This window comes from Paenibacillus lentus, assembly GCF_042714055.1.
Taxonomy (GTDB): domain Bacteria; phylum Bacillota; class Bacilli; order Paenibacillales; family Paenibacillaceae; genus Fontibacillus; species Fontibacillus lentus_A.
In genome coordinates this window covers 1-21,357 of the sequence record NZ_JBHGVC010000001.1, presented here as the reverse complement: position 1 = coordinate 21,357, position 21,357 = coordinate 1, and the positions used below count along the sequence as shown (strand labels likewise).

Here is a 21,357-nt window from a genome sequence, read left to right as displayed (position 1 = left end):
CTGCCTCCCCTTGACTAATCGATATTTTGCTTGATCTGAATATAGTGCTGGACGATTGGAAACGGGTCGTAGAAATGATGAAGCAGCGCTTTCCACTCTTGATACCGTTCCGATTTTCTGAACCCGACCTCATGATCCGTAATGGAGCGCCATTTCACGAGAAGAATGTATTTGTTCTCCTCCTCCACGCATTTATGCAGCTCATGGTCGATATAACCGGGCATCGCTGATATTATTTTGGACGCCTGGCGGAAGCTGCTTTCAAACTCATTCATCGTTCCCGGCTTCACATGCAGCACGGCTACTTCAAGTATCATTCTCTTCCCCCTTACCTGCTAGGCCAATTCATCATTTGCAGTAATGACCTAATTATACCATCATACTTATGACACGGGCTAATATGTTAGTCCTATCCTCTTTCGCAACGCCTTGTTGATCCAAATCGCGGCGATAGCCCCTTCTCCCATCGCGACGGTAGCTTGCTCTGCATGTAAAGCTACATCACCGGCTACCCATACATGATCTATGCTCGTTTGCTTGCTGCGCGGATCACTCTCGACATGCCCGTTAGAGCTTAACTTTGCTCCGAGCTGCTCGGCCAACTCCGAATGAACCCGATTTCCGCCAAAAGCAATGAAGCCGCGTTCGGCCAGAAGGACAGTTCCGTTCTTCAGTACGACCTGCTCGATTTGCCCTTCGGCAGCTTGGCGTACCTCCGCGATCGCCGCCTCGATATAGGAAATTTTCGCTAGACGAAGCTGCTCCAGCAGCTGGGGAGAGACTCGTGAAGCTTCATGGTTCACATAAGTCAGCGTACTTGTTCGTTCCGCCAATATTAAGGCCATATTTGCGCCCGCATCGCCCGCTCCCATAACTATAGTCAGCTTGCCTTGAATTTCATATCCGTCGCAATCCGGGCATATATACACGCTGCTCCCGAGCGTAGGGATAAGTCCGGGTATATCGGGGATACGATCGCTGACCCCCGTTGCCAGCAGCAGAGTAGATGTTTCATATTCTCCGCCCGCTTCCCCCGTCAGCCTTATGCTTCCGTCTCCGGTACGTGCCGCCGTGATCACCCTATCCTGTACAAAGCGAATACCGAAGCTTTCCGCCTGCTCGCGGCCACGCTTTCGTAACTCCTCGCCTGAAATCCCCTGGGGCCAGCCCAGAATATTGTGATAATTTCGGCAGAGCGTGGATCGGCCCTCTCCGGCATCGATAACAAGAACATCATAAGCTGAATAACGCCCCAATTGGATCGCCGCCTGCAGCCCAGCGATACCTCCGCCGACAATAATGCAATCCTGTACCATATAATATTTCTCCATTCATATTGGAATAACGAAGCTGAATATCTCGCATAGCTTGCTGGGAATCATGAGTGTACACCACCATGAGGAGGACAATATGACAAAACGAATCCTTGTAAAAATAGTTTGGAGCGGGCTCATCCTTGTAGGACTCTTTCTGTTCACCAGCGATGCATCGTTTTTTGCTTCCCTGTTATCCGCCCTAGGGTTGGCGATCTTCTCATTTTTGCTGGTGGATCTGTTTATTTTGCCGCGAGCCAATATTGCCCTTGCCACGGTGATCGATGCGGTTCTGGCTTACTTGTTCATTTGGGCGCTAGCATCCAATAACGCATGGTCCATGTCGCTTTTCGAAGTGCTTGCCATTACGATCGTCTTTACTGCATTCGAATATTTTTACCATGATTGGCTCATCAAGAATGGAATTAAGCAGGATCCGAAATTGAAGGTCGAATAAAAACAGATGATAACGACCGCATTTTCGCGGTCGTCATTCACTCCGTGGACTTGGGCAAACGTTTCAAGTATACTCTGGCTTCATAGGGGCGAAGCTGCAATTTGCACAAATCTTCATTTTTCTCCACCGGATAGTTCGATAGGAGGAGCTCCATTCCTTCCTTGGATATATCCTTAGGCAATTCAAATAACGGCTCGCGTTCAAAAAAGTTCAATACGACCAGCAATAGCTCATTGTCCAGCATTCGGGTGTACGCGTAAATTTCAGAATGAAGCGGCAGCAGCAGCTTGTATTCGCCGTAAACGATTACTTTATGCTGCTTACGCAGCTGGATCAGCTTTTTGTAATAATGAAAGATGGAGTCGGGATCCTTTAGCGCATCGGCTACATTGATCTCCATATAATTGGAATTGACCTTGATCCAGGGCGTGCCCGTCGTGAAGCCTCCTTGCCCGGTTCGATCCCATTGCATCGGAGTTCTCGCATTATCCCGGCTCTTCTTATGAATCGCCTGCATAATCTCTTCTTCCGGTACCCCATAATCGCGCTGTTCCTCATAGTAATTCAGCGTCTCGACATCGCGGTAATCATCGATCGACTCAAAGGCGATATTGGTCATCCCGATTTCCTCTCCCTGGTAAATATAAGGCGTACCTTCCAGAGTGTGAATAAAGGTAGCGAGCATTTTCGCCGAAGGAACACGATACACCATATCATTCCCAAAACGGGATACCGATCTCGGCTGGTCATGGTTGCATAAATAATTGGCGTTCCAGCCCCGGCGATGCAGTACGGTCTGCCAGTTGCTGATAATCTTTTTTAGCTCGAGCAAATTCCACGGAACGACGTTCCACTTGCCGCTTCCCGAGGACGCTGCATCCATGAACATATGCTCAAATTGAAACGTCATATTCAGCTCTCTTCGGCCATCTCCAACATAATCCAGCGCTTGTTCAGGCCCTAGTCCCGATGTCTCTCCGACGGTCATAATGTCATAATAATAGAGTACCTTGTCATACAAGTTCTGAAGCAAGGTATGAACGCTCTCTAGGTTCGAGAACATTTCATAGGCCCGCACCGTTTTCGTCTGATGGGGATTGTGCGCGTCCGGGAACCCTTCAGCTTTAACGATATGAGATATGGCATCGAAGCGAAAGCCGTCAACGCCCTTTTTGAGCCACCACTCGACCATATTATGGAGTTCGTCGATCACTACGGGATTATTCCAGTTCAGATCCGGCTGATACTTGGAGTATAAATGCAGGTAGTACTCGTCTGTTTGCCCATCATACTCCCAAACCGAGCCGCTAAAGTATGATTCCCAGTTATTTGGCGGCCCGCCGTTTTTCCCTTTGCGCCATATGTAGTAGTCCCTTTTCGGATTATCTTTGGATTGACGGGACTCCAGGAACCAGGGATGCTTATGGGAAGTATGGTTCAGCACCAGATCCATCATCAGCTTCATCCCCCGGGAGTGCATGTCCTGAAGCAGTCGGTCAAAGTCCTCCATCGTGCCAAACTGCTCCATAATATCGCAGTAGTCGCTGATATCATATCCGTTGTCATGACCCGGTGATTTATATATGGGGCTAAGCCATAATACATCCACGCCCAGCTCCTGCAAATAATCCAGCTTGGAAATGATGCCTTTGAGATCGCCGATGCCGTCGCCATTGCTGTCTTTAAAGCTGATCGGATAAATCTGATATACTACGCTTTCTTTCCACCATTTCGGTTTCATTTTATATTCTGCCTCCTTATCGGGGTGCAGCCCTTTCGAGCATCAAAGCGGATCTTTCATTCGCACTCTATTTCAGTGAACCTGAGCTGTACTTGGTTTTATATATCTATAAACAATGGAAACGTTCAATATAACAGCTAAAAATAACTTTCGGCGCGTTTGCAATTTTTTACTGAACATTTTTACTGATATAGTATAATGAAATAATCTGCGTCTATACGCTATATTACGCAATTATTACAATTGCCTCGAAAGGATGTCGCACCGCCTATGAATTCTTATACCGGGGATTATTCGCCGTCTCCTCGTCCCTTATCGCCCTCGGCACGCATCAAGGCGGCATTCATTCTCGGCAGCTTGTCTGCCTTTGGCCCGCTTTCGCTGGATATGTATTTGCCTGCGCTGCCGAAACTCGCCGAGGAACTAGGCACTACGGCTTCCATCACCCAGCTCAGTCTAACCTCCTGCTTGCTGGGTCTTGCACTGGGTCAGCTAGCGGCAGGCCCCATCAGTGATGTTCGCGGCCGTCGCAAACCGCTCATTATTTCTCTGTGTCTTTACGCGCTTAGCTCGTTGCTTTGTGTTTTTGCGCCAACGGTATGGGTGCTGATCGCCCTTCGTTTTCTTCAAGGCTTGTCCGGCGCAGCAGGGATTGTCATCTCACGCGCCGTCGTGCGGGATTTATACTCCGGCTCGGAGCTGACAAAATTTTTCTCGCTGCTCATGCTCGTCAACGGAGCCGCGCCGATTCTCGCGCCGATCTTCGGGGGGCAGCTGCTGCAGTTTACGTCCTGGCGAGGCGTATTTGTAGTATTATCATTGATTGGTGTTGTTATGATGATCGCCGTATTATTCGGCCTTCCTGAATCGCTCCCTAAAGAACGCAGGCAATCCGGCGGATTAACAACGACATGGGCTACCTTCCGTCGGCTGCTGGGAGATCGCCTATTTATCGGCTTCTGCCTGACGCAAGGACTCGTCTCTTCCGCGATGTTTGCTTACATATCCGGCTCTTCGTTTGTCATGCAGAATGTATTCGAGGTATCGCCGCAAATGTACAGCCTCATTTTTGCCGTGAACGGTATCGGCATCATTATTGCTAGCCAAACAACGGGTCGTTTGGCAGGACGGATCAAAGAAGCAACCATGCTGCAATTCGGGCTAGCGCTGGCGTTGGCGGGTGCATTAGGCTTACTGGCAGCAATCCTGCTGGGAGGCAAGCTGATTACCGTGCTTATTCCCTTGTTTCTCGTAGTATCATGCGTAGGGATTATATCCACGTCCAGCTTCTCGCTGGCGATGCAAAGTCAGGGGAAAGCCGCTGGCAGCGCCTCCGCGCTGCTTGGACTCATCCCGTATATTCTCGGAGCTACTGTCGCCCCGCTTGTAGGTCTCGGCGGTGAGCATACGGCCGTGCCGATGGGAATCGTTATCGCGATCGCTGAGCTTGGTGCGGTAAGCAGCTATTTGCTTTTAGTGTATCCTCGCATTAGAGCAAACAGCACGGCTGCACCACAGAACTAATACAAGCAAAGCGCAATCCGGATAAACTGTTTTCCGAATTGCGCTTTGTTGTTTTGCCGTTATTTTGCTGTTAAGAAGAATTATAAGAAGAACTATTTCAGTCCGAACACTTCAAATTCATAAATACGGGCCGCGGTGTCTCCGCCCTGCGTCGGCTTTTCCACTTGTAGACGTGCGTATCTGGCCTCTGTTAGTCCGATCGCATGCTTGCTCACGCCTTTCGTATTGTCATTAATGCTTACGACATTATCCCATTGCTCTCCATCCGAGCTAAGCTGAATCGTAAATGCCCGCGTATTAAACGCCGCCGGCTCACCACCCGCTTCGGCATGCTTAATGACGAATTCACTAATTTTACGCGCTGAGCCCAAATCTACGGTTATCGCATGAGGTCCCTCACCGACCGCGCACCATTTTGACTTCGAATTTCCATCCAAAGCAAATGCTGGAGCTTCCTTCTCATTTACATAGCTGGATGCGGTAGCCGTCTTCCCCAGCGCAAGATTACCGATGCCGTTGGCGGCTTCTTTCGTTACAGTAATAAGCTGCTTTTTGACCTCGTTCTCTCCTACGATATTTTTGGCGATTAGAGTAACTTCGTACGTGCCTTCTTCGTGATAAGCAACTTTGGGATGACGCTCTGAGCTTTGTTCAGGCTGCCCGCCAGGGAAGCTCCAGCTCCAGGCTTCAGTCACTTCCGACGATAAATCAGTGAACTGTACCGTCTCGCCCGGTGCAATCAACGTCTTGTCTGCTTCAAAAGCGGCAACCGGCTTCGGATATTCCGGCCAATCAAAGCTTACGGCTGACGCCTTGCCCGCTTCATACTGACGGTTTATCGGAATGACGACCATTTTAGTCGATTTTTCTTTATCCAATCGCTTCATTTCAGGCACATAGTACACATCGTTGCCTGTCATGCCCATCAGCTCATAGTTCCCGTCCGGATGCACGCGATAGATTTGATAATACAGCACGTCGCTGTCTTTTTTCGGAGCGTTCCAGGACAGGCGGGCATCGCCGTATATACTGTCGCGGAAGTCGTTTTCGATTACCTGCAGTCCCGTGACATCCCCCGGCTTCTTCGCCTTATCATTCACTTGTGTAACAGCAAGCCGCCCGATATTTGCGCTGTAATCGTCAATCGGCGCGCCAGCTTCAAACTGCAGCGAAATGCCAGTAATAGTACGGCCAGCATACTGATTCAGTCTGACGCTGCCCTGTTTCCAATCCTGCTGTTCCCCGGACTTCTCCCATTTTTTAGGCTCAAAGAACTCGTATTTATCCGGTGCATCGGAGAATGCTAAACCGACCTTTACCTTGGCTGCATTCGAGTTATCCTGATAAATAAGCGAAATTTCCGTCGTCGCTTGTACCGGCAATTGCGCCTTGTACAATTTTATATGGGTGGCTGCGCCTTGACTCATTGAACCGGCTACCTTTAAAGAGCTTCCGCCATAATACGATTTGCTAAAGTCAAAGCTCGGCACAAGTGCTGCCCCATCGCCTTTAGTCTCCGTAATCCAGCGCCAGGTCGGGAGGATATCCTGCAGGCTTCGATTGCTCCAGTCTTTATCCCTCATGACTTTGCCATTAATCGCGAACATATGACCATTGCCGGTATTGAAATGAGTTAGAAACTCTGATCCTGTCAGCACGCTCTTATCGACGATATCGTTAGCAATCCCTCTCCAGGCGAGCGGGCTTGTTCCTGCAGGCAGCTGCGTGTTCTGCGGGTTCTTGTGCTGGCCTACCCAGAAAATATGCTCTTTCTCCATAAATTCTTCTTGGGTTTCCGAGCTGTTGTAAGCCCAGTCCGGACGATAAATGCCGAGCGATACTGGAGCCTCCTTCCCGCTTGGGAATAAGATTGGCCAATTATAGTTGCCCTGATATCCTCTCGCCTCTACATCAATACCCGCATACAGATCATAAGGACTGCGTCCCAGCTCTTTGGCTTTGCCCGGTGAATTTAATAACGAATTGACATTGCTTTGCCATCTGAAATCCAGGAACATACTGTCGGAAACACGCTGCTCCCCATTTTGGAAAAACATTTTGTTCCGGTCGGTCAAAGCTCCCTGCCAGGACACCGGACCGGTATCGACCATCGAATCATACCAAATGACTTCCATGCCCGGCGTTTTGGCGTTCTGCAAATAAGTTAAAAACTCCGCCATCTTCGCTGCATCCTGCGGTGTGCCTCCCTGGGTCTCCTGGTTAATAAACCAGCCGTCGAATCCATAATATTGGGCGGCCTCAATGAGCTTATCCGCTACCGGGAAAGTTCCATCATCCCGCTGCTGCAGCAAATCATGCATCCATTCGATTTTCCCGCCATGCTCCCGCTGCGGCAAGAAAACGGTTCCATAAACCGGGACGCCATTTTTATGGGCGACATCAATGACATCCGCGCTAGGCGGCACGATTAGCCCTTCTCCTGCGGAACCGCCCCACATCACGAGCTTATCCACATACTGCCAGAAGCTGAACGTGTACGTATGAAACTTCTCCGATCCCTGGGAAGGAGCCCCGCTTGTGCTTGGATACATCGATGCCAGGGAAATGACCTTCGCTTCACTCTTCGCATTCGGGTTAGTTTTATCGCCTTGAATTCGGTCTGCCTTAAGCTCCACCGTTCCTCTATTAAAGGGAGCATCCTTATCCGTGGACGGAGACCATTCCAGCAATGTGCTCGGATGCCAATATGAAGAATACGGCTGCGCCGCCTCCACCTTGCCTGCAAACCCTGTTAACGAGGCAGCAAGCAGAGCCGTACTCAGAGCAAGTGTCAGCTTCCGCTTCCATGTTGTACGTGTAAAATAATTCGGATTGATTCGTTTCATAATATCCCTCCAGCAACAGTCAATTTGGTAAAAGAGAGAAACGGCATAATACTTACCGTTTCTCTTAAAGCTGTTATTGTTGACGGATCATAAATCGTGAACGTTAGATCACAGATGATAGATGATAGATGATAGATGATAGATAAATGATAGACTACTGATTGTTCGCCTTCCATTCATCGAACTGCTTTTGTGCCTCAGCGATAACTTTATCGATGCCCGCATCCTTGAATTTCTGTTTGGCCTTCGGCAAATACGTTTCCGGATCAACCGAACCGGTATACAATGCGGGAATAAATTCCTTCGCCACGTTCGTAATGGCCGCAACCTCCGTCTTCACGGGAGCGGTGTCGAAGTTAAATCCGAACGTAGGCGCTACAACTGCGGATGAATTGAATTTCTCAAAAGCGTCCCACTTGTCTTCCGGCTCACCTTCATGAAGGTAGGTCAGGAACATATTGCCAAGCGCGAAGCCAGGCATAGCGAAGTTTTCTTGCATCGCCGGGAGATCCTCAATATATGTTCCTTCCAGCTTCTTATAGTGCGTTCCTTCCAGGCCGTATTGAATCATGTTGCGCAATTCAACATCCGTGTTAAGCAGGTTGAGGAACATCATCGCCCGCTCCGGATTTTTGGAATACGATGAAATCGCCATCATGGAACCTGCGGCAGAGCTCGTATAAATGACCGGCTCATGCATCGGGCGAGTTACAATCTCGTAGCCTGCATTTCTTGACCAGCCAAGATCAGCGTAAGGCTGCGTAATCTCGCGGTCTACTAACCATTTTCCAGTCTTGAAGTTGTCAATGCCATCTAAAGTGGCGATATCTTCGCGTACATAGCCTGCTTTATAGTATTTGCGCATTGTTGCCAGCGCAGCATCCAATTCTGGAGACTCCAGCACATTCACAAATTTGAAATCCTCGGTGCCAATGTACATTCCAATCGGAATTTCGTCGCCAAGCAGAAAGTCAAACGGCATGTACGGCTTGAAGCTTTTCGGTACGGCAAGCGGAGTAATGTCCGCTGGCTCGTTGTCCTTGATCGTCTTCAGCAGCGGCTCCAAGTCCTCAAGCGTTGTAACGTTAGAAATGTCAAGATTGTATTTGTCCACATATTCCTTGTTGAAACGCCACACAAACTGCTGCGCCAACTCCTTGTTTGCAGGAATACCGTAGTTGACTCCGTTTACTTTTGTTCCTTCAAGGAAGCGTGGATCAAGCACTTCTTTAATTCCTTCTCCATACTGGTCGAGCAAATCGTTCAGAGGCATAAATGCCCCTTTGGCAGCATTCGGCAAGTAATCAAACGCCCAAGAGCTGGTGAAGGCGATATCATAATTTTCGCCAGAGCTGGTGATCACCTGCATCCGCTGGCTGTAATCGCCCCAATCGATCATGTTGATGTCGATAGTCGCATTGATTCTCTCCGTTAAGTATTCATTGATTTTGTCCTGAACCATGGGCAAGTCCTTCTGAGCTGGACCAATCAGGTACAGCTTCAGCTTCACCGGATCAAGCTTGGAAACATCGACCGTTCCATCACTTTGCACGGCCTCTTCTTCTTTGGCTGGTGCAGCATTCTCTTTGCCACCGCCGCATCCGGACAGGACAACGGACAACAGAAGCATTAAAGCAAAGGACATTAATGAGAATCTTTTCTTGGACATGTTCTTTCCCCCTGTATCACTTAGTAGTTAAGCTATATTGAACCGCTTACACAACTGATGTGTTAAAAACCTGCATCCTAAACCGTGTGCAGCTGGCTGTAACCTAGATTCAATCTTAAGCTTTAGCCTTTCACAGAACCTACCGTCAATCCCTGCACAAAGTATCTTTGGAAGAACGGATACGCCATGACGATCGGCGCTGTCGCCAGCACGACCATCGCCATTCTCACCGTTTCGGTCGGCAGACTGGCGGCCACGTCGAAAGATCCGATATTCTGGGCGTTCTTCGTTAAGAAGTCCATGTTCTTTTCAATTTGCATGAGCATGAACTGCAGCGGCGGCGTCTTTTGCGGATTGTTATAATACAGCAATGCATTGAACCAGTCATTCCAATATCCTAAAGAGCTGAACAAGCCGATCGTCGCAATGCCTGGCAGTGATACCGGAAGCACGATTTTGGCAAAGGTCAGAAATTCTCCGGCTCCATCGATTTTTGCGGATTCGATAATTTCATCAGGTACGGTCGTCTGAAAAAATGTACGCATCACTATAATGAAGAACGCGCTCATCGATAATGGAAAAATCAGCGACCATATCGTATTTTGCAGGTGCAGAAACTGGGTCATTACGATGTAGCCTGGTACCATCCCGCCTGAGAATAGCATGGTGAAAAATGCCAGGAAGCTGAAAAAACCACGGAATTCGAAGCTTCGCCGGGACAACGCATAAGCGTATGTAGTCACCAGAATCAAGCTTAGCAGCGTGCCCAGCACCGTCACTAGCAGGGTCACTCCGAAGGAGGCCATCAGGTCACTGCCCGAGCGGAAAATATATTCGTAGGCCGCTGTGCTGAATTGGCTTGGAAATAAGCTAAAGCCCTCTTGCACCAAGGTCTGCTCGTCGGTCAATGAAATCACGATGACGAATAGAAACGGAAATATGCATGAGAAGGAGAAAAGGCCGATGATGATGTTAAAAATCACATTCCATACAGGAGTAATGGCGTTGTAATCCCGCTTCTTCTTAACCTTTCCCGGTTGCGGGGCAGCTTGCGTCGATAACTGTGTCATATAAAGCACCTCCGCTGTCTAGAAGATCGCATGATCTCTCTCGATTTTTCGAACAATATAGTTAGCGATCAAAATCAATACAAGCCCAACCATCGATTGATATAATCCTGCTGCCGTGCTCATTCCGACGTCTCCCATATTAATCAATCCGCGATACACAAATGTGTCGATAACATTCGTTACCGGATAGAGCGCACCCGAGTCCTTTGGAAGCTGATAGAACAGTCCGAAATCCGAACGGAAGATACCGCCGATGGCCAGAATGGTCAATATAATCATCAGTGGTTTAAGCTGCGGAATCGTAATATAGCGAATTTGCTTCCACTTGCTGGCTCCGTCAATAACGGCCGCTTCATAATAAGACTTGTCGATCCCTGTAATGGCCGCCAGATAAATGACGCTGTTATAGCCAACTCCTTTCCAGATGCCGACAAATAAAATGATGAACGGCCAATACTTCGGTTCCGAATACCAGCTAATCCGCTCCCCGCCGAAAAAGGTAATGATCTGGTTTAACGTCCCTTTGTCCATGCTGAGGAAGGTAAACGCGAAATAACTGATGATGACCCAGGACAGAAAATGCGGCAGGAACATGCCGGTTTGATAAATTTTGGCCATCCGCTTGTTGACCAGTTCACTGAGCAGAATCGCAAAGCTTACAGCGATCACGAGTCCTAGTATGATCAGGGCCAAGTTGTACAGAATGGTGTTGCGCGTAATGATGAAAGCATCATTGGTCGAAAATAAATACTCGAAATTTTTGAACCATACCCATTCACTATTGAATACACTGGCGAAAAATCCATCCCGGCTAATGCGGAAATCCTTAAATGCAAGAACTGTACCAAACATGGGCAAATAGGCAAAAATCAGAAACCAGATCGTCCCTGGCAAAATCATGATCAGCAGTGCCCGGTTGCGAATAACTTTCTTGAAAAATGCCGACATGATCATTCCCCCTTATGCCTGTTAATTACAAGCTGATTTATCGTGTTTATCGATCCCCTATGATCATCAACACGCCAGCGGATGCTCCGCTTCTTATCGCTCGCCCTAACTACTCTTATTGTGCCAAGTAAGCGCTACCGGCAACAAGTTGAAAAATACTAGAAAGCCATGGACAAATTAAAGAAATAAATGTTTTGGATTAGATTTGATTGCAAAATGGCTCCCAAAGGCGGACGTAAACTCCCTACGATTCGTTATTCTTATTCCAGGAGACCAAAGCAAAAAAAAGAATAAGGCTGCCCTCCAAGTTATATTCATAACCGATGGGCAGCCTATTTCCGTTTTCAATTTATTGCTTATTTAGCATACATCGTTCTTAATTCCGTAGGCGACACGCCGGCATATTTCTTAAACTGCCGGTAAAAATAGGAGCTGTCGATGTAGCCTACATTCACGGCGATTTCTGCCGTTTTCTGCTCTGTATGCAGCAGCAACTGGGTGGCTTTCTCTATGCGGTACTGGTTGACGTAATCCGAAAAGCTGGAGCCTACTTCCTGCTGAAAGAGCTGCCCGAGATAATTCGGATGCAGCTTGAGCCGCTGACTTAGCGTTTTTAGGGAGAGCTCCTCCGAATAATGATGCTGGACTTGCTCAATTAGGAATGAGACATGGGTACTGTAGCCCGTTTCGCTTTGCCGCTGCAGCTCCAAGCTTCGCTCAATCGTAGCCCATACATGCTGCTGCAGCCCATGCAGCGTGCTGATTCTAGGCAGCGGTGCGAACACTTCGCTATAATCAGGATTTTTCTCCATATCCTTAACGGCGAGCATCAGTTGAATAGCCGTATTGATGTACGGTGCGCGGCATACCGCCTGGCCATCACTAGCACTAGCCAGCAGGGATTCAATATACGCTTGCAGGGCGGGCTCGCTCCCTTCAACGAGCAGCTTGTTCATTTGCTCCTGATTCAGTGGCTCCAAGGGAATTTCTGTATCCCCCTGCTCATCAGCAAGCGAATAGAATATGTCGCTCTCCCCAGCTAGGATGCTTCGGCCAAGCTGTCCTTTTGCGGCCCGGTAGCCCTCCTGCACCCCCTTAAAATCGTTAGTATCGCCTACGGAACACCATAAACGAAGTGTTGTCATACCGTGCAAGCGCTGCATAGCTGCTGTAATGCTCTCTTGAACAACGTCATTATGCACCTCCATTGATGCGAACAGGACAACGATATCATCATCCATATCGGGAAAACAAATGACCTCATGTCCTTCGCCGAGCTTTTTCGCAGTGATGTCGCTAAATTCATCCGCTAGTCCAGTTAAACGATACAGCTGTGAAATCGGTTTATCGTCAGAAATTAAGCGAAGAACAGCGACATGGTAAAAGGAATAGTTCAGTGGTATGCCAAGCAGCTCGGCTCTCTGCCTGAACTCATGAGTCTCAATGTCGCCGTTAACCCATCTTTGCAGCACATTGCTGCGCAGCACCTTCCAATCTTCCTCCGAGCGGAACAGCTTCAGCTCCTCTCGCTCCCAATCGCCGCGAATATGCTTGATCGTAGATTCTAATTCGTCAATATTGATGGGCTTCAGCAAATAGTTTTGAATGCCTAGCGTAATTCCTACCTTCACATATTCAAACTCCTCATATCCGCTGAGCACAATAAATTTAGTTCGCGGATGCATTTCCTTTACTTTTTTTATAAGCTCCAGCCCGTTCATTCTGGGCATCATAATATCTGTAATGAGCAAGTCCACCGGTTCTTCCTTCAGCTTCTCCAGCGCCTGCAGACCATCATTTGCCGAGCCGACAATTTTCAAATTGTATTGGCCCCACTCCAGTATCGAGGTCAAGCCTTGAGCAATAAGGGGTTCATCATCTACAAAAAACACTTTTCTCACGCCAATTCCCCCTTCCGGATTATCGGAATTTCAAGTTGAACTTCTGTTCCCTGTCCAAGAGTGCTGTTCACGGTTAATCCATAGCTATCACCGTAGTTCATGACGATCCGCTCATGTACATTCATCAGGCCAATCGAATTGTGATCCTTGTCAGGCGGCGGCTGCATCCTCGCCAATGTCTGGCGAATCTCGGCCAGTTTCTCCGGACTGATTCCCGAGCCGTTATCCGACACGATGATATGTACTCGATCATCTGCGCGATAGGCGCGGATCTTAATGATGTTATCGAACTCCAAGGAGCGGAAGCCATGAACGATATAGTTCTCAACGATCGGCTGAACCAGCAGCTTAATGATGCTGAAGCCTGTGATAGATGGATCGACCTCAATATGGACTTCCAGCCTGCCTTCATAACGAATGCGGAATAAGTCCAAATAATTCGTACACATATCAATTTCTTCCTCAATCGTAATAATTGTGCTTTTCTTCACCATATTCTTGAACATGACCGATAGGCTGTAAATCATCTGGCCTACGTCCTTTGCGCCCATATAATGCGCCTTCATACGTATGGACTCCAGCGTATTGTATAAAAAATGCGGATTAATTTGCGATTGCAGGGCAACCAGCTCAGCGTTTTTTTGCTTAATTTCAGACGTATACATTTTATCAATGTACTGCTCCAGCCGATCCCCCATATCGTTAAACCGCTGAGAAATTTGCTTCAGCTCGTCTTCGCCCGGCATTTGAATCCGAGTAGACAAATCCCCTTCCCCGATGCGATTCATCGAGCGAAGAATGCGCTGAATTTTCTTGGAAAATTGACGAATAATCGTTGAGGTAATTGCAAAGCTGGCTACAATAAACAAGATCGTTACGACAATCAAGCCATTTCTTAAGCTTTCTATGTTTTGCTGTATCGATGATTTGGATACGATGCCTACAACGGACAGCCCGGCGTTCCCGATATTTAAGACATTCACCTTCGACAGTTCATCCAACTCGATCCAATCCCCTGTGTTCTCCAGCTCTGAACGGTAGGGATAGGTTTGTCCGAAATATGTATCCTCTGAATCGTATATGACGGTTCCCTGGGATGTCAGGACAAGGACTCGCCCGTTGATGACCGGGGCTCTGCTCTGCAGCCAGGAGGAAATCTGTTTGGAGTCAAATTCGATATTCAGCATCCCCACTTTTTCAAGTGTCCATGGATCCTGCAGCTCTCTGGAATAGGAGTACAGCTGCGATTTCTCGTTACCCGGCGATGAGAATTGTTCGGCATGCAGCATCGTGTCCCAGGCATGCAATCTGCGGTGGGCAAACCATTCCTCCCAAGCGCTCCTTGAGCCGAATTCATCGTTGAGCTGCTGGTTCTCGCGGCTGATGTACATGTAAAAATTTCGGGGATAGCTGTGAATCGATACGCTTTCGGCTCCTGGCTCCTGTTCCAAATATGTTTTGAGCAGCGTGTTGAAGGAACGCAAGCTTTGCTCTCCAGTTCTGGAGAATAAATTAAGCCGATACCCGAGATAGCTCTCATACTTATGATTTAAAAAATAAATTAATTCATCGCTTAGCGTGGCATCCCCGTAAATTTGCTGAATGACGTTTTGCACGCTGTCGTACTGTCGGCTCAAGTAGATGCTGAGTACATGCGCTGTCTTCAAATTCGCATCGGTCTGCTCCCGGATCATCCGCTGGGTTTGATATTGATAAACTAAGATTGCCGCGGTAGCAAACAATACGATCATCACCGTGGAATAGAGCATAATAATCTTGTTGAACATTTTCCGCTTCAGGTGATTCAGATAAAAACGGCGTAACTTCGACATACGGAACACATCCTGTTCTCATGTGGTCATTTACGCGATACAGTGTAACATCGTCTCAGCGAAATGGGCAAATCGAAATAGTCAATATATTTTTACATTTGAAAAAAAAGCCGGGTCTGCTTATAATGGACGTTGATCCCCTAGATCACCACAACACTTTACCTTGAGCTATGGCGAATCGCCATGCGCACACAAGGTTCCTCTTATTCGCTTGCCCCTAGATTACTATGAGGGGGTAACTTTCCTATGTTTCTTACAGAGCATAAACTCCAATCGCGTCTTCATGAATTATCGGGCTATCGTTACCGTGAAGCCAAGCCTATCCCATCCTTTCTTCGTTTAGAGGATACTCGCAAAGAGATTAATCCCGCTCTGCCCCAGGTCGATGAATCTTGGTCTGTAATGAACGTCGGCGATACCTGGAGCGGTCGCGATTTGTATTTATGGTTGTCTGCAGAGGTAGATATTCCAACAGCCTGGGCTGGCAAAAAAGTGCTTGGCCGTTTTGATTTCGGTGAAACCGGCGCCGGCAACAACTCCGGGTTTGAATCGCTCTTCTATTTGCACGGCAAGCCGTATCAAGGCGTCGATTCCAATCATATGGAAGTGTTCTTCAATGAGGATTTATCCGGAAGCAAGCAGCATCTGCTGTTCCGTTTATGGTCGGGGCTAGAGGGCGGAGGGCCGCGGAAAAATCAAACGCATGGCGTTCGTCTTGCCGAAATTTGCTGGCTGGATGAGATTGCCGATGATTACTACTACACCCTGAAAGCAGTCACGGAAACAGTAAAAGTGCTGGATGAGAATATGTCCGAGCGCTCGCAATTGCTGAAATTCGCAGACAAGTCTCTGACTTTTATCGACTGGAGCGAACCAGGCTCTGACATATTCTATCAATCGGTTTACGAGGCGAGAGATTATCTCTCGGAAGCGATTGATCGGATGGAGAAAACCTCTGCTGTGGAAATTACATGTATCGGACACACGCATATCGACGTTGCCTGGCTTTGGCAGCTCAAGCACACCCGCGAGAAATCCGCCCGTTCCTTCTCTACGGTGATGCGCTTGATGGAAATGTTCCCGGAATATATTTTCCTGCAAACTCAGCCTCAGCTGTACGAATATGTCAAGAATGATTACCCTGAGCTATATGAAAAAATTAAAGATCGGGTGGCCGAAGGCCGCTGGGAAGCCGGGGGCGGCATGTGGCTGGAAGCGGACTGCAACTTGACCTCGGGAGAGTCGCTGGTTCGTCAGCTTCTGGTGGGAACTAGATTTCTAAAGCAGGAATTCGGCGTCGATTGCGAATACTTGTGGCTGCCGGATGTGTTTGGCTATAGCTGGTCATTGCCGCAAATTTTACAAAAGTCGGGTATCCGTACGTTCATGACGACGAAGATCAGTTGGAACCAGTACAACCGGATGCCGCATGACACCTTCTACTGGCGCGGGATCGATGGTACAGAGGTGCTGACTCATTTCATTACGACGACTGAGCCATGGTCGCAGCCGGGTTCCTGGTTCTATACCTACAATGGGCAAATCACGCCGAAGACCGTTAAGGGAAGCTGGGACGCCTACCGCAACAAAGAGATGAATCAGAAGCTGCTTCTGTCGTATGGCTATGGAGACGGCGGCGGCGGCGTAAACCGCGAAATGCTGGAAATACGACGCAGGCTGGATCGGCTACCAGGGATGCCGAAGCTGAAAACAGGCAGGGCCGATGAGTTTTTCAGGGAATTGAATGATACCGTTGAGCACACTGACAGCTATGTGCATACATGGGATGGCGAGCTATATTTGGAGTACCACCGCGGCACCTATACGAGCCAGGCGTACAACAAGCGAATGAACCGGAAGCTGGAGCTGCTGTATCGCCAAGCGGAGTGGCTGAGCGTCATGAACAGTGTGCTGGGTAAGGATTGGGCGCATTATGACGGCCAGGCGCTGAACGATGGCTGGAAAATCATTCTGCGCAACCAATTTCACGACATCATTCCCGGTTCTTCCATCCGTGAGGTGTACGAGGACAGCACAATGGAATATGCGGAGGCTGAGCAAATCGGGCGAAGTGTTTGGCATAAAGCTGAGCATGGTGTTGTAACCAAGGATCAGCAGCATGCGTACACCGTATGGAATTCCTCGCCTTGGAGCTGGAGCGGACTCGTTGAAATTCCGGTGACAGAGGGGTTGGAGCACGGCGGCTGGCAGGATCATGAAGGTCGGTTCCTTGCCGCACAGCGTTCACAGGACGTCTGGGTTATTATGGTGGAGGACATTCCTTCGCTCGGACACACAACGATCCATTTCCATAACGCTATACCTGCTTCTGAACAGCAAAGCCCTTTCACCCTGAAAGAAAACGGGATTATCACGCCATACTATGAGCTTGCATGGAATGAGCATGGACAACTGACCTCCATCTTCGATCTGGAGGAACAGCGCGAGGTACTGTCAAGCGGCACGCGCGGCAATGTGTTCCAACTGTTTGAAGATAAACCGCTGGCACATGAAGCTTGGGATATTGATATCTTCTATCAACAGAAATCCAAGGAACTGAATGATTTGCAAGGCGTCGAGGTCATCGAATCCGGCGCGCTGCGCACCGTCATTCGTTTCAATTGGAAATACGGCAAATCAACGCTGAAGCAGGACATGATTATGTACAGCGACAACCGCCGTATCGACTTCGTAACGGAAGCGGACTGGCATGAGCGTCAGCAGCTGCTTAAGGTTGCTTTCCCTGTAAACGTACGCTCGACGGAAGCGACCTATGATATCCAATACGGAAACGTGAAGCGTCCGACCCACTGGAACACAAGCTGGGATATGGCCCGTTTTGAAACCGTTGGCCACCAATGGGCGGATCTGTCCGATAAGGGTTATGGCGTCAGTCTTATGAATGACTGCAAATATGGCTACGACATTAAGGACAACGTACTTCGCTTATCACTGATTAAATGTGCCATTCATCCGGATATTGAAGCGGATCAAGGACATCATTGCTTCACCTACTCCTTGTTCCCGCATCAGGGCGACTGGCTGCAAGGAGATACCGTGCGCCATGCCTGGGCACTGAATAACCCGCTTCGCTATACGAAAGGCGCTACTGGTGTTCCGGCTAGATCGCTGTTCAAACTATCCAGCAGCACAGCGATGATCTCGGCAGTCAAGAAGTCGGAGGATCGCAATACCGTGATCTTGCGGGTTCATGATTTCTCCGGCAGCCGAAATGTGCTGACGATTGAAAGCGATCTTACTCTCTCCTCATGGCGAACGTGCAACCTGATGGAGCAGCCGGAAGGTGAGTGGCAGCATAAATCCAGCATCGATTTTGTTCTTAACCCTTATGAAATCACTACTTTTGAAATTGATTTGCAGGCTTAGGTAAATTAGGACAACCATTAAGGGATCGAGATCGCTTCCGTTGCGATCTCGATCCCTTCTATAATAGCTATATATATTGCTCCACGGTCTGGACATACCTTCGCCGCAAGGAAGCAAGCTCTGTCTCGACTTTGCGCTGCAATCCAGCTAGATTCGAAATTATCTTGTTTACCTCCGATTGCCTGCTCTCTACTTGGCTCAACATTTCGTTGATTTTCCCCTGCACGATCCAATCCATAACAAAGCCGTCAAAGAAATAATCCGAGAACTTGAGGAAGCCGCCAATTTCGATCTGTGTCGGCATCTGCTCTCCAACGTCCCGAAGCTCTTTTTCGAAACGCCGAAGACTGTTCTGGGCGCGGTAAAGATGATCCATCGCTTCGTCCAGCCGCCCATGCTTAATATGGGTCGAAATCATACCGCCGCCAAGCATATCATAGGTGCCCCAATTTTTGGCGGATCGCAGCTTTTCGATGGCATGATCGAGATCATGGGCAACAGAACGCCCCGCTCGCAGGGCTTCATCCAACTCCTTGTTTTGTACGCTTAGCGTTGCCTGCTCTTCAGCCAAAGTCCGCAGCTCCGAGTTCTCCTGTAATACTTTCCTTTCCTTCGCCTCGAACACCTGATCATAATCCAGCTTCCAGAATCTCACTTCCTTTAGCTGCGCCTCGGCAGCTGCGAGTTGCTCCTGTGTATGCTGCACCGCCCGATCCGCTTCATCATACTTCAGCTTGGCTTCGACCATCTCGCGCTGCTCCTGATCCAGCTTCTCCGTTTTTTTGCCGAGAACCGTATACAGCAAGTTAGACAATGACAGTCCAGTCAGCTGCTTGACGTCCTCCTCCTCTGCGGCCAGTCTCCGGCTAGCCTCCTCTCTAGTACGTTCCAGTGCGACCAGCTCCTCCTTCAATTGAAGCTGGCGCTTCTCCCACTTTTCCTTCTTCCGGCCCTTTTCTTTCAGCTCTGCCAGACGTTCATTCATGTACTCATACATCCCGATCCCCCCCGAATAATAGCGTTGGTTAGATGGTTATTTCTTTACGGTTCCCGGCCAAATGTCCGCACCGTCTTCTTCAGCATGCTCGACGACAAGCTCGCATAGGCGATGACTCTCCAAGGCATCGCGAGCAGAAATACCTTCCTCCGCACCGCTCCGCACGCTATCAAGAAATTGACCGATCATCTGCGGGAAGCCTCTGCGTTTAAGCACCGGCTCCCAGTCATTGAATTTAATCAGCTGCTCTATGCCTGCTTGGAAATGCTTCGTCGTATTTAGTCCGTCTATAAACCACTTATTCCCCGGGCTCATCACTTCCAGCGTCTCTTCTGTGATTCCATTGTCGCGGTTCATGATGGCTGTACTTGTAAAACCTTCACCCTCCAACTGAAGAGTGACATGATATAGCTTCCCATCCTGCTGATAGGTCGTAATTCTCGTATCTTTAATCTCTCCCGGCGCTAAATAACGAACCGTATCTACAACATGAATAAAGTCATCCATGACGAAGCGCCGTGCAAAATCCGGTAAAGTGGTGCGATTCTTCTGCATAATAACGAGACGCCGATCCTTCTGTTCCTTCATTGCCGCATACATCGGAGCATAACGCCGGTTGAATCCGACCATCAGCTTGACTCCCTTAGCTTCAGCCAGCTCTACCAATCTGACGGATTCCTCATAATGATATGAGATTGGTTTATCTACATAAACATGGATGCCTTGATCGATGAGAAGCTCTATGATCTCGGCATGCGATTCTGTCGCTGTATGTATAAACGCGGCGTCGATCCCGGCAGCGATTAACCGCTCCGGCTGATTTGTCGTTTCACGTATCCGGTATTGATTTGCCGTCTTGGCGAGGACTTCGTGATTACGGGTGCATAGTACGAGTTCTACATTTTCAATAGCAGTGATTACGGGTAGATATGCTTTGCGCGCAATGTCTCCAAGACCGATAATGCCTATTCGCATATGGGTTCCTCCTAAGTTATGGTTGAAAAATCACTTAATATGTATTTACGCAAATTCTCGCTTGAAGTTACATTTAATAAGGCATCCTTCGTGCCAGTGAAGCTTTAAGCCGCTTTCCTAGAAGCTTTTTCCCGGCAAGGTTGCTAAATGATATAATGGACACTGAATCCCCTTATTCATAAAAAGTATAAGATTGCCCTAATGAAGGAGGATTATTTATGATCCGAAAAAATATAACGATTAACCCTAGAGCCTATATCCAATTTTCAGACCAAATTAAAAAATTCTATCATGATGAAATGGTTAAATTAGCGGAGCTTAACTTAAAACCATCGCAAGCTCAACTGCTGCACTTTCTTTCGGATTATGAGGGACTCAATCAACAGGAAGCAAGCAACGTTTTTGGCGTTAGCACATCCACAATGTCTGAGCTGCTTACGGGCATGGAGAAGAAAGGCTGCATTTGGCGGGAGGTTAATCAGGAGAACAAGCGAATGACTTTTATTCGTCTTACAAAAAAGGGTCGTGAAACAGCCTCTCACATCCGTGACTTATTTGACCAATACTGCTTGAGTTTCATGAAGGATTTCACCGTTGAAGAGATCTATGAGTTCGAGAGACTGCTTAAAAAATTTAGCCGATAAACAATGAATTTGAAAAAGACAGCCCTAGCAAGTGAACTGTGACCCGTAAGATA

Annotated in this window: 15 protein-coding genes; 4 read left to right on the top strand and 11 right to left on the bottom strand. The window is 48.3% G+C overall.

What is annotated here, in order from left to right; genetic code table 11:
• Positions 1 to 14: 14 nt before the first annotated feature.
• The gene (locus ACE3MQ_RS00075) at positions 15 to 317 is read right to left on the bottom strand and encodes an antibiotic biosynthesis monooxygenase family protein (RefSeq protein ID WP_379389354.1); all 303 of its coding nucleotides are present in this window, start codon (positions 315 to 317) and stop codon (positions 15 to 17) included.
• 78 nt (positions 318 to 395) lie between these two features.
• The gene (locus ACE3MQ_RS00070; RefSeq protein ID WP_379389352.1) at positions 396 to 1,316 is read right to left on the bottom strand and encodes an NAD(P)/FAD-dependent oxidoreductase; all 921 of its coding nucleotides are present in this window, start codon (positions 1,314 to 1,316) and stop codon (positions 396 to 398) included.
• Between the two features lie 94 nt (positions 1,317 to 1,410).
• Between ACE3MQ_RS00070 and ACE3MQ_RS00065 the strand changes: the two genes are divergently transcribed.
• Positions 1,411 to 1,770, top strand: coding sequence for a DUF2512 family protein (locus tag ACE3MQ_RS00065; protein ID WP_379389350.1), 360 nt, complete (start codon positions 1,411 to 1,413; stop codon positions 1,768 to 1,770).
• 37 nt (positions 1,771 to 1,807) lie between these two features.
• Here the strand turns inward: ACE3MQ_RS00065 and ACE3MQ_RS00060 are convergent, their stop codons facing one another.
• Positions 1,808 to 3,511: a glycoside hydrolase family 13 protein gene (locus tag ACE3MQ_RS00060; RefSeq protein ID WP_379389348.1), complete on the bottom strand. Its 1,704-nt coding sequence runs from the start codon at positions 3,509 to 3,511 to the stop codon at positions 1,808 to 1,810.
• Between the two features lie 270 nt (positions 3,512 to 3,781).
• Here ACE3MQ_RS00060 and ACE3MQ_RS00055 point away from each other — a divergent pair, with 270 nt between their 5' ends.
• Positions 3,782 to 5,035 carry a multidrug effflux MFS transporter gene (locus tag ACE3MQ_RS00055; RefSeq protein ID WP_379389346.1) on the top strand — a complete coding sequence of 418 codons (1,254 nt, stop codon included), beginning with the start codon at positions 3,782 to 3,784 and terminating at the stop codon, positions 5,033 to 5,035.
• Between the two features lie 92 nt (positions 5,036 to 5,127).
• On the opposite strand, the gene ACE3MQ_RS00050 is transcribed toward ACE3MQ_RS00055, so the two are convergent.
• From ACE3MQ_RS00050 to ACE3MQ_RS00025, 6 genes are all read right to left on the bottom strand, one after another.
• The gene (locus tag ACE3MQ_RS00050) at positions 5,128 to 7,881 is read right to left on the bottom strand and encodes an endo-beta-N-acetylglucosaminidase (RefSeq protein ID WP_379389344.1); all 2,754 of its coding nucleotides are present in this window, start codon (positions 7,879 to 7,881) and stop codon (positions 5,128 to 5,130) included.
• A gap of 154 nt (positions 7,882 to 8,035) precedes the next feature.
• On the bottom strand, positions 8,036 to 9,550 hold the full coding sequence (locus tag ACE3MQ_RS00045) for an ABC transporter substrate-binding protein (protein ID WP_379389342.1): 1,515 nt from the start codon (positions 9,548 to 9,550) through the stop codon (positions 8,036 to 8,038).
• Between the two features lie 122 nt (positions 9,551 to 9,672).
• The gene (locus ACE3MQ_RS00040; protein ID WP_379389340.1) at positions 9,673 to 10,620 is read right to left on the bottom strand and encodes a carbohydrate ABC transporter permease; all 948 of its coding nucleotides are present in this window, start codon (positions 10,618 to 10,620) and stop codon (positions 9,673 to 9,675) included.
• Positions 10,621 to 10,638: 18 nt separating this feature from the next.
• Positions 10,639 to 11,568, bottom strand: coding sequence for an ABC transporter permease (locus tag ACE3MQ_RS00035; RefSeq protein ID WP_379389338.1), 930 nt, complete (start codon positions 11,566 to 11,568; stop codon positions 10,639 to 10,641).
• Positions 11,569 to 11,924: 356 nt separating this feature from the next.
• Positions 11,925 to 13,469, bottom strand: a complete 1,545-nt coding sequence (locus ACE3MQ_RS00030) for a response regulator (RefSeq protein WP_379389336.1) — start codon at positions 13,467 to 13,469, stop codon at positions 11,925 to 11,927.
• Entirely contained in the window at positions 13,466 to 15,301 is a 1,836-nt protein-coding gene (locus ACE3MQ_RS00025; RefSeq protein WP_379389333.1) for a sensor histidine kinase, read from the bottom strand. The genes ACE3MQ_RS00030 and ACE3MQ_RS00025 overlap by 4 nt, the downstream gene beginning before the upstream one ends.
• 246 nt (positions 15,302 to 15,547) lie before the next feature.
• Between ACE3MQ_RS00025 and ACE3MQ_RS00020 the strand changes: the two genes are divergently transcribed.
• On the top strand, positions 15,548 to 18,688 hold the full coding sequence (locus ACE3MQ_RS00020; protein ID WP_379389331.1) for an alpha-mannosidase: 3,141 nt from the start codon (positions 15,548 to 15,550) through the stop codon (positions 18,686 to 18,688).
• Between the two features lie 67 nt (positions 18,689 to 18,755).
• Here the strand turns inward: ACE3MQ_RS00020 and ACE3MQ_RS00015 are convergent, their stop codons facing one another.
• Complete coding sequence (locus ACE3MQ_RS00015; protein ID WP_379389329.1) at positions 18,756 to 19,685, bottom strand: hypothetical protein; 930 nt, start codon at positions 19,683 to 19,685, stop codon at positions 18,756 to 18,758.
• Between the two features lie 36 nt (positions 19,686 to 19,721).
• Positions 19,722 to 20,660, bottom strand: a complete 939-nt coding sequence (locus tag ACE3MQ_RS00010; protein ID WP_379389327.1) for a Gfo/Idh/MocA family protein — start codon at positions 20,658 to 20,660, stop codon at positions 19,722 to 19,724.
• Positions 20,661 to 20,878: 218 nt separating this feature from the next.
• Between ACE3MQ_RS00010 and ACE3MQ_RS00005 the strand changes: the two genes are divergently transcribed.
• Positions 20,879 to 21,304 (top strand): MarR family winged helix-turn-helix transcriptional regulator, encoded by a 426-nt coding sequence (locus tag ACE3MQ_RS00005; protein ID WP_379389325.1) that lies wholly within the window; start codon positions 20,879 to 20,881, stop codon positions 21,302 to 21,304.
• Positions 21,305 to 21,357 lie beyond the last annotated feature (53 nt).